The sequence below is a fragment of the Kitasatospora sp. NPDC048722 genome, assembly GCF_040650235.1.
In the GTDB taxonomy this organism is placed as follows: domain Bacteria; phylum Actinomycetota; class Actinomycetes; order Streptomycetales; family Streptomycetaceae; genus Kitasatospora.
Genome location: NZ_JBEZGX010000118.1, coordinates 1 through 9493, shown reverse-complemented (window position 1 = coordinate 9493; position 9493 = coordinate 1). Strand labels below are relative to the sequence as shown.

General features: G+C 70.9%; 9 protein-coding genes and 1 rRNA gene. All 10 read right to left on the bottom strand.

Features of this window, described 5'->3' with window-relative positions; all coding sequences use genetic code 11:
- Positions 1-59: 59 nt before the first annotated feature.
- Positions 60-704, bottom strand: a complete 645-nt coding sequence (locus AB0C76_RS40545) for a MerR family transcriptional regulator (protein ID WP_359975546.1) — start codon at positions 702-704, stop codon at positions 60-62.
- A 224-nt stretch (positions 705-928) separates the two neighbouring features.
- Positions 929-1405 carry a bifunctional nuclease family protein gene (locus AB0C76_RS40540; protein WP_329924794.1) on the bottom strand — a complete coding sequence of 159 codons (477 nt, stop codon included), beginning with the start codon at positions 1403-1405 and terminating at the stop codon, positions 929-931.
- A 73-nt stretch (positions 1406-1478) separates the two neighbouring features.
- Complete coding sequence (locus tag AB0C76_RS40535; RefSeq protein ID WP_359975551.1) at positions 1479-2174, bottom strand: MerR family transcriptional regulator; 696 nt, start codon at positions 2172-2174, stop codon at positions 1479-1481.
- A gap of 173 nt (positions 2175-2347) precedes the next feature.
- Positions 2348-3265: an FHA domain-containing protein gene (locus tag AB0C76_RS40530; protein WP_359975548.1), complete on the bottom strand. Its 918-nt coding sequence runs from the start codon at positions 3263-3265 to the stop codon at positions 2348-2350.
- A 184-nt stretch (positions 3266-3449) separates the two neighbouring features.
- Positions 3450-4505 (bottom strand): DUF881 domain-containing protein, encoded by a 1056-nt coding sequence (locus tag AB0C76_RS40525; protein ID WP_359975542.1) that lies wholly within the window; start codon positions 4503-4505, stop codon positions 3450-3452.
- Positions 4506-4545: 40 nt separating this feature from the next.
- Entirely contained in the window at positions 4546-4878 is a 333-nt protein-coding gene (locus AB0C76_RS40520) for a small basic family protein (protein WP_266273207.1), read from the bottom strand.
- Positions 4875-5936 (bottom strand): DUF881 domain-containing protein, encoded by a 1062-nt coding sequence (locus AB0C76_RS40515; protein WP_359975538.1) that lies wholly within the window; start codon positions 5934-5936, stop codon positions 4875-4877. The genes AB0C76_RS40520 and AB0C76_RS40515 overlap by 4 nt, the downstream gene beginning before the upstream one ends.
- Positions 5937-6081: 145 nt before the next feature.
- A complete protein-coding gene (locus tag AB0C76_RS40510) occupies positions 6082-8577 on the bottom strand; it encodes a mannose-1-phosphate guanyltransferase (RefSeq protein ID WP_359975536.1) in 2496 nt (831 codons plus the stop codon).
- A 124-nt stretch (positions 8578-8701) separates the two neighbouring features.
- Entirely contained in the window at positions 8702-9322 is a 621-nt protein-coding gene (locus AB0C76_RS40505; RefSeq protein ID WP_359975533.1) for a CDP-alcohol phosphatidyltransferase family protein, read from the bottom strand.
- 96 nt (positions 9323-9418) lie between these two features.
- Positions 9419-9493: ribosomal RNA gene (gene rrf, locus AB0C76_RS40500) — 5S ribosomal RNA — on the bottom strand; the annotation flags it as partial.

Here is a 9493-nt window from a genome sequence, read left to right as displayed (position 1 = left end):
GCCCGGACGGTTCCCCGTCCGGGCCCGCGGCCTCGTCGTTCCGTGCTCCTACCGGGCCGTCAGACCGCCCGGTTGCGGCGCTGGGCGAGCTCGTCCGCCGGGTCGTGCCCGAGCAGCGTCTCGCCGGTGTCCGTCCGCTCGGCGTGCAGCCGCCCGACGGTCAGCTCCAGCTCCTGCCAGACCGCCCCCACCGCGATGCCGAACACACCCTGACCGCCCTTCAGCAGGTCGACGACCTGCTGGGGCGTGGTGCACTCGTAGACCGTCGCGCCGTCGCACATGAGCGTCAGCCCGGCCAGGTCGCCCTGCTCGGCGGCCTGCAGATGGGCGACGGCCACCCGGATGTTCTGCAGCGAGACGCCCGCGTCGAGCAACCGCTTGACGATCTTGAGGAGCAGGACGTCGCGGAAGCTGTAGAGCCGCTGACTCGTCGCCGGGTACGCCGAACGCACGCTGGGCTCCAGCAGCCCGGTCCGGGCCCAGTAGTCCAGCTGGCGGTACGTGATGCCGGCCGCCGCGCAGGCCGTCGGGCCGCGGTAGCCGATGAGTTCGGAGGTCGGCGCCAGCCGCTCGATGGCCGGCTGGCCGGGCTGCACGGCCGGGAACCGGCCCACTCGGGGCAGGTCCGTCACGGTGCGAGCGGTGCGCGGCACGTGCACGGCGCACAGGCCTCCCACGGCCGCGTCATCGCCGGTGCTGCTCATGCCTACCTCCGTCCACTCGTGTTGCGGGCAACCCAGACTGCGGGCGTCGGTCACCCGGGCAGCCACTCCTGACGGTAGGCAGTCCCCTATGACCCGTCAACGATCGCCACGCCGAGCCGGACAAACCGCATCACTCGGGAGAGTGGTTTTTCGTGCCCCTAGTGTGGGTAGGTGGACGGTTTTTGGCAAAACGACAGCACGGCCCGTACGCCGGCCGGTCCGCGCTACTGCGGACCACTGCCCCCGAAGTCCTCGGGCGACACCTGGTCGAGGAACTCGCGGAACTTCTCGACCTCGTCCTCCTGCTCGTCCGGGATCGCGATGCCCGCCTCCGCGAGCACCTCCTCGCTCCCGAAGATCGGCGTGCCGGTCCGCAGCGCGAGCGCTATCGCGTCGGACGGCCGGGCGCTCACCTCGACCCCGCCGGCGAAGACCAGCTCCGCGTAGAAGACGCCCTCGCGCAGATCGGTGATCCGGACCTCGGTGAGCTGCTGGCCGAGCGCCTCCAGGACGTCCTTGAAGAGGTCGTGCGTCAACGGGCGCACCGGGGTCATCCCCTGCTGCGCGAAGGCGATCGCGGTCGCCTCGCCGGGGCCGATCCAGATCGGCAGGTACCGGTCGCCCCCGACCTCCCGCAGCAGCACGATCGGCTGGTTGGAAGGCATCTCCACCCGGACACCCACGACGTCGAGCTCATTCACACAGGCAACCCTATGGCTCTGGCCCCGGATATGAAAGCGCAGACCCGACGCCGCTGGTCAGCGGGGTGGGCCGTCACGGGCGGGTCCGCAGACCGGCCTGGACCATCGCCGCGTGCAGCCGGACCGACAGCGTCGCGAGCTCCCGCGCGGTGGCCTCGGCATGGGCCCTGGTCTGCGGGTTGCGGTGCCGGCGCAGCGGCGCCACCACCTGCTCGACGAGGGCGACCTCCCGGTCGGCGGCGGCCTTCATGGCCCGCAGGTGCCGCGGTTCGAGCCCGTACCGGCCGAGCTCCGCGACCAGCCGGGCCACCTGCAGCGCGTCGCCGTCGTACCCGCCGTCCGGCCCGGAGGCGACCAGCCCGTAGGACTCCCACGCGGCCAGGTCCCCGTCGCCCGCCCCGGCGGCGGCCAGCAGTTCGGCCCTCCCCAGCCGGACCCCGGACGAGGCCTCGGCGGCGGCCACCAGCTCCCGGTCCGCCTCCTCCATCGGCCCGGGCCGGGCGTCGGCCGACGGCAGCGCGGGCGGCGCCTCCCCGCGCTCCATCGCGTCCAGGTGCTCGCGGATCACCCGTAGCGGCAGGTAGTGGTCACGCTGCATCCGCAGCACGTACGCCAGCCGCTCGACGTCGGCCGGGCTGAACTTGCGGTATCCCGAGGGCGTGCGCTGCGGCTCGACCAGGCCCTCCGCCTCCAGGAACCTGATCTTGGAGATGGTGACCTCGGGGAACTCGTCACGCAGGTGGGCCAGCACCGCACCGATGCTCAGCAGCTCGTCGCCGCGGCGCCGCGCGCCCGTGCGCTCCGGCCGGAGCGGCTGCCTGGGGCCCGCGACCACCCCGCGCCCGTCCCGGTCCGTCTGCGGACCGGAGGGCGCGGGCGTGGCCGCCCCGAGAGATGAATCGGAGGTATTCGTACTCACTCGGGCTCCTGCCGACGTTGGGTTCAGTACCCCCGGTTGTGACCGGCGAAGAAGACCAGCCGGTACTTCCCGATCTGCACCTCGTCGCCGTTGTTCAGCGGCACCTCGTCGATCCGCTCCCGGTTGACGTAGGTGCCGTTGAGGCTGCCCACGTCCGCGACGCTGAAGCCGGCCGGCGTGCGGCGGAACTCCACGTGCCGCCGCGAGACCGTCACGTCGTCCAGGAAGATGTCGCCCTGCGGGTGGCGGCCCGCGGTGGTGATGTCGGAGTCCAGCAGGAACCGGCTGCCCGAGTTCGGGCCGCGCTGAACGATCAGCAGCGCCGAGCCCGGCGGCAGTGCGTCGATCGCCGCCAGCACCTCGGCCGACAGCGCCGGCGTGGCGCCGGTGCCGGTCGTGGTGTTCGGGTCGTAGGACTCCAGGCCGGAGATCGAGATGGTCGACGTGGTCTCCGCCGCACCCTCGGGCAGTGCGCCACCGCGCAGCGCCGTGCCGCAGTTGGAACAGAAGCGGGCCGCGGCCGGGTTCTGGTTGCCGCACCGCGGGCACGGAGTGGGGCCAGCCATGTTCACAGCCTCCTGGCGCGGCACACCCGACGGGTTGTGCCCGGCGTACGGGTCCGGGGCAAACCCTCCACCAGAGGTTGAGGGTCCTGACGCGAAACCTATGCGCGGGTCGCCGGAGGGGTCAACCGACGCGCCGTAGCCCGCCGGATTCCCCGCGTACTGGGTGCCGCCGTCGCGGTACAGCTGCCGCTCGGAGTACTCCGCCGCCTCGGGGGCGGGGCGCATGCCGGGCACGGCCGGCTCGTCGTCGGACCGGCGGTGGCGCGCGGTCGGCGCCTCGACGGCCGCGTCGTGGCCCTTGTTACGACCGAACAACTTAGAGAAGAAACTCACGGGCGAATCCCCTTGCGTGTGACAGACCCGCCCGCGGGGCAGGGTGAGAACCTCGGACAGGCTGCGGGCCCGGTCGCGGATCGAGCCGGCTGGAGTGGTACTCCGACGGTTGGTGCGGCGGTTCTTGCTCCGTTGCGTGCTGGTATGACCCAGTCTCGCCCACGCCACGACGGCGCCCCGCACCGGGTGCCGCCCGCACGTGACGGGCCGTTCGCCAGGCGCCCCGTCACTTCGAAGCCGGCTTGGCGTACTGCGGCGTCCTCAAGTCGACGATCGCGTCGACGACGACCTTCTGCGGAGTGGTGATCGTCGCCCGCGCCTGGTGGCTCTCCAGCGTGCGGACGACACCTCCCGGGATGTTCAGCGCGGGCGTCAGGTCCTGCGGGTTCCCCACGACCGCGAAGCGGTACGGCTGCGAGACCTTCTTGCCGTCGATCTGCACACCGCCGCCCGTCACGTCCGTGAAGTTGGTGTTGACCACCACGCGAACATCGTTGATCTGAATCGCCTCCGCCCCCGCCGCCCGGAGTTCCTGCAGGGTGTCCAGCAGCATATCTGCCTTCACCTGCCCTTGGGGATCATCGACAGTGAGTACGATGCCCGGACCTGTGGCTTTGACGGTGCCGGCGAGCACGCCGAGCTCCGTCTCCTTCTTCCTGGTCTGCTCCTGGGCCTCCTTGGCCTGGTTGGAGCTGTTCTCCAACTTGCCCAAGGACTGTTCAAGCTCCGCCTTCTCCTGCTGGAGACGCTGCTGACGGCTGTCCAGTTCGTCGAGGATCCGAACCAGGTCCTCCTGACGGGCGCCGCGCAGCTGGTTGTGGTGGTCGTTGGTCGAGCGCACCTGGATCGCCAGCGCCAGACCGAGCGAGAAGAGCAGCAGCGCCACCACGAGCTGCCCGCGCGACAGCCGCGGCGGCCAGACCGCGGCCTTCAGGCGCCGCCGCCCGGCGTTCCGGTCGATCGCCTCGGCAACGCGCCCGTCCGACTCCGGCTCGGACTCGGACTCGGGCTCCGGCTCGGGCTCGGGCTCGGGCTCGGCCGCGGCCTCGACGGGAGGTTGCGCGGCCGCTTCCGCGACCGGCTCCGCAGCCCGCTGCGGTTCCGGCTTCGCCTCGGGCTCCGGCGCGGACTCCTCGACGGGCACCGCCTCGCGCTCAGCTCCGGACGGCTCGGCGACGGCCGCCTCGGCCTCCTGCGCGACCGGCTCCTGCGCGACGGCCTTCGACTCGGCCGGCTCCACCTCTGCCGCCTTCTCCCCGGCGGCCGCCGTGACGCCGTCCACGCGCTCCTCGTTCTCCTCCGCCGCCGGACCGCGGCCCGGCTCAGGCACGGAAGACATGACGCCGGATCGCCGCAGCGTTGGAGAAGATGCGGATGCCGAGAACGACGACCACACCCGTGGACAGCTGGGAGCCGACGCCCAGCTGGTCGCCGAGGAAGACGATCAGTGCCGCGACGACCACGTTCGACAGGAACGACACGATGAACACCTTGTCGTCGAAGATCCCGTCCAGCATCGCCCGGACACCGCCGAACACCGCGTCGAGCGCCGCCACCACCGCGATCGGCAGGTACGGCACGACGGCGTCCGGCACCTCGGGCTGGACGAAGAGCCCGACGACCACCCCGATCACGAGACCCAGTACGGCAATCACGGTCTAGCTGCTCCTGTCGCTGTCGTGGTCTTCGGGGTCCCGCCCGTCGGACGCCGCTTCGAGCTCGGATTCGCGCCGGTGGCGGACGGTGAAACGGACGCGCTCGGGCTCTCGGAAGTTCCGCCCGTGGCCGACGGGGTCGGGCTCGGGCTCGGTACGGCCGACGGCGACGCCGTCGGCGAGGGCTCGGGGGTCACCGGCTGCGCCGTCCGCAGCGTCACGCCCACCGCCGCCGGCAGCGTCATGCTCTTCTGCGTCGACAGCGTCGACTTGATCCCGTACTTCTCCTGGAGCAGCCGCAGGTACTCCCCGGCCATGTCCCTCTCGAAGGCGCCGAGGAGCTTCGGCCCGTCCCCGATCGCCTGGACGGTGTACGGCGGCACCAGCGGCCGGTTGTCCACCAGCACGGCCTCGCCCGCGGCCCGGATCGCCGACAGCGCCGTCAGCCGCTGCCCGTTGATCGAGACGGCCTCCGCGCCGTTCCCCCAGAGCCCGTTCACGACGAGCTGGAGGTCCCGGTCCCGCAGCCGGCCGCTGTTGGAGAAGCCCTGCCCGGCCCGCGGGTCCACGTTGCCCCCGCTGCCCGTCCCGGCGGCGTCCTCCAGCACGAGCTTCATGCCCGGCCCGGTGACCTCGCCCAGCCCCACCAGGCCGGTCAGCGCGTCCGCGCCGTCATCGCCCGCGGGGAGCGCCTGGCGCTGCGCGCTGTCCACCTTCTGCCGGAGGTCCTGGACCTGCTGCTGGAGGTGGTCGGCGGCGGTGTTGCTGTCGTTGACCCGGTGGATCAGCGCGTCCCGCTCCTTGGCGAGCGTCGGCTCCGCCTCGTGCGCGTTCACCGCGCCGATCGTCAGCACCGTCCCCACCAGCGCCAGCCCCGCGCCCAGCGTGACCAGCCCCCTGAGCGTCACGGGTATCCGGCTGTCGCGGTCACCGCCCCGCGCCGCGGCCGCTTCCGCGTAGCCCTCGTCGAGGCTGTGGTCCATCACGCTGGTCAGCAGGGACATCGAGGCGTCGGGACGGTTGTACCGTCCGTTGCTGGCACTCGGCGTCGCTGGCATGCGGACCATCGTCCCATGTCGGCGAAGGCCCTCGTGCACAGCCCCTGACCTGCGCACACGACGCAGAAGAGTGGATCACCCCAAACGCCGCGAAACGGACAGCGGGGGCGTGCGAACCATCCGCACGCCCCCGCTGTGGCATCGCCTAACGCCCGGCGCCGTCGACCACCGCCGCCCACTCGTCGAGCAGCGCCTCGGTGGCCTCGTCGTCGGGGCCCTCCGCCCACAGGTGGGTGACGGCCTCCGCCGGGTCCGGCAGCACCAGCGTCCAGCGCCCGTCCGCCTCGACCACGCGCACGCCGTCCGTCGTGTCCAGCCGCCGGCTGCCCGCGGCCTCGACGACCGAGCGCATCACCATGCCCTTGGCCGCCCACGGGGTCGCGATGTCCCGCCGCCGGATGTGCGCCTGCGGGATCCGCGCGTCGATCTGGCTCAGGGTGAGCTGCGTACGCGCCACCAGCCCGACGAGCCGGACGAACGCCGCGGCACCGTCCAGCACGCCGCTGAACTCCGGCACGACGAACCCGCCGCGCCCGTCCCCGCCGAACACCGTGCCCTCGGCCGACGCCGCCTTCGCCAGGTCGTCCGGCGTCGTAGTGGTCCAGATGACCTGGGTGCCGTGGTACGCGGCCACCTGCTCCGCGATCCGGGTCGTCGTCACCGGCAGCGCCACCTGCCCGCTGCGCCGCTCGGCGGCGACCAGGTCCAGAAGCACCAGCAGCGCCCGGTCGTCGTCGATCACGCGCCCCAGCTCGTCGACGAACGCGACGCGCTCGCCGACCGGGTCGAAGCGGACCCCGAACGCCGCCCGGGACGACGCCACCAGTTCGCCGAGCCTGGCCAGCCCGGCCCGCCGCGTCTCCGCGTCCTCCGTCGGCCGCGCCTCGTCGAGCCCGCCGGAGACGGTGAGGGCCTCCACCCCGAGCCGGCCGAGGATGCTCGGCAGGACGAGCCCCGCACTGCCGTGCGCGGTGTCCACGACCACCTTCAGCCCGGCCTCGCGGACCCCCGTCGTGTCGACGGCCCGCAGCAGGTTGCCCGCGTAGGAGTCGAAGACACTGGACGGGAAGGTCAGGTCCCCGATCTCACCGGGGAAAGCCCGCCGGTACTCCTGGCGCGCGTAGACGCGGTCCAGCTTGCGCTGTCCGGCCTGGGAGAGGTCGGCACCGCGCTCGTCGAAGAAGAGGATGTCCAGCGAGTCCGGTACCCCGGGCGTGGTCCGCAGGAAGATCCCGCCCGCGCTCCCGCGCGCCGTGTGCTGCCGGGCGACCGGCATGGGCACGTTCTCCAGGTCCCGGACGTCGATCGCGGACGTCTGGAGCGCCGAGATCATCGCCCGTTTGAGCGCACGCGCACCACGCGAGTGGTCACGCGCGATGGTGACGGTGGCCCCCTTCTTCAGCGTCGTGGCGTACGCGCCGGCCAGCCGGACGGCGAGCTCCGGGGTGATCTCGACGTTGAGGATCCCCGACACGCCCCGCACGCCGAACAGGTGCTCCTGCCCGCGGGACTCCCAGATGACCGAGGTGTTGACGACGGCGCCGGCCTCGATCGTCTTGAACGGATAGACCCGGACGTTGGCCCCGATGATCGACTCCTCGCCGATCAGGCACTCGTCCCCGATCACCGAGCCGTCCTCGATCCGCGCGGCCCGCATCACGTCGGTGTTCTTGCCGACCACACAGCCGCGGAGGTTGCTCTGCGGCCCGATGTAGACGTTGTCGTGGACGACGGCGCGGTGCAGGAAGGCGCCCCGTTTCACGACCACGTTGCTGCCGAGCACGGTGTGCTCGCGGATCTCGACGCCGGCCTCGACCTTGGCGTAGTCCCCGATGTAGAGCGGCCCGCGCAGCACCGCCTCCGGGTCGACCTCGGCACCCTCGGCCACCCACACGCCCGGCGAGATCTCGAACCCGTCGATCTCGACCTCGACCTTGCCCTCCAGGACGTCCGCCTGGGCCTTGCCGTAGCTCTCGTGCGTGCCCACATCCTCCCAGTAACCCTCGGCGACGTATCCGTAGACCCGCTTGCCCTCCTTCAACAGCTGCGGGAACACGTCACTCGACCAGTCCACGGACTCCCCCGCGGCGACGTAGTCGAAGACCTCTGGCTCCATCACGTAGATACCGGTGTTCACCGTGTCCGAGAAGACCTGCCCCCAGGTCGGCTTCTCCAGGAAGCGCTCGACCCGTCCGTCGTCGTCGGTGATCGTGATACCGAACTCCAGCGGATTGGGCACCCTGGTGAGACAGACGGTGACCAGGGCGTCCTTGCTCCGGTGAAAGTCGATCAATTCGGAGAGGTTGAAGTCGGTCAGCGCGTCACCGGAGATCACCAGAAAGGAGTCGTCCTTCAACGCGTCCTCGGCGTTCTTCACACTGCCCGCAGTACCGAGTGGCGTCTCCTCGTGGGCATAGGTGAGGTGCATGCCCAGTTCCTCACCGTCACCGAAGTAGTTCTTGACCAGTGACGCCAGGAACTGCACGGTGACGACGGTGTCGGAGAGGCCGTGCCGCTTCAGTAGCCGAAGCACGTGCTCCATGATCGGCCTATTGGCCACCGGAAGCAGCGGCTTCGGCATGCTGGAGGTCATCGGGCGGAGCCGGGTGCCTTCGCCCCCTGCCATTACAACGGCTTTCATTACGGGTGCGTCCTCCTTCGCGGGGCTGGACCTGCAGGCCCATCAAACCGTTCCAGAGGGTCATCTACCCGGAAGGCATCATCCGACGCACCGTGGCGCCGTGGCACTTCTCTCAGATCACGTCTCAGACTGTGGACGCGGAGCCCTTCGCGCTCGCCCGCACGATCTGCCGGGCCTGAACGGCGTAGAGAATACCGGCCCACCAGTACAGCGCCGTCCCCCACCAGATGAAGGCCCAGCTCACCACCTCGGCCGGCCGCGCGATCCAGCTGTGCCCGCTACCGAGGAGCAGAAGCGGAAACGCGTACATCAGGTTGAAGGTCGCGGCCTTCCCCAGGAAGCTCACCTGGAGCGGCCCGTATCCGTGCCGGTTGAGAATGGGCAGGAGCGCGGCGATGAAGATCTCGCGGGCCAGCAGAATGCCCGTCACCCACCACGGCAGAATCCCACGCCACGTCAAACCGACCAGGGTGGAGAGCACATAGAGCCGGTCCGCCAGCGGATCGAGCAGCTGCCCCACCCGGCTGACCTGCCCCCACCGCCGGGCGAGCTTTCCGTCCAGGTAGTCACTGATCCCGCTCAGCGCCAGGATGAGCAGCGCCCAGCCGTCGTTGTTGGGCCCACCGAACACCGGCCAGAGAATGAGCCAGAGGAAGAGCGGTACACCCACCAGCCGGCCCATGCTCAGCAAGTTGGGGATGGTGAGGACGCGATCGGTCTGGACCCGCGTCTCCTGGACCTCCACCCGGGGGCCTCCTGTACCGTGCGATGACAATGCACAATGACCTTACAACAGAGAAGCCCCCGACCGGATACCGGCGGGGGCTTCTCTTGAATGATTGTTCGGCGGCGTCCTACTCTCCCACAGGGTCCCCCCTGCAGTACCATCGGCGCTGTGAGGCTTAGCTTCCGGGTT

Coding starts and splice junctions, on each gene's coding strand:
- AB0C76_RS40545 (WP_359975546.1), bottom strand. CDS start 704: ATGAGCAGCACCGGCGATGACGCGGCCGTGGGAGGCCTGTGCGCCGTG.
- AB0C76_RS40515 (WP_359975538.1), bottom strand. CDS start 5,936: ATGCCAGCGACGCCGAGTGCCAGCAACGGACGGTACAACCGTCCCGAC.
- AB0C76_RS40510 (WP_359975536.1), bottom strand. CDS start 8,577: ATGAAAGCCGTTGTAATGGCAGGGGGCGAAGGCACCCGGCTCCGCCCG.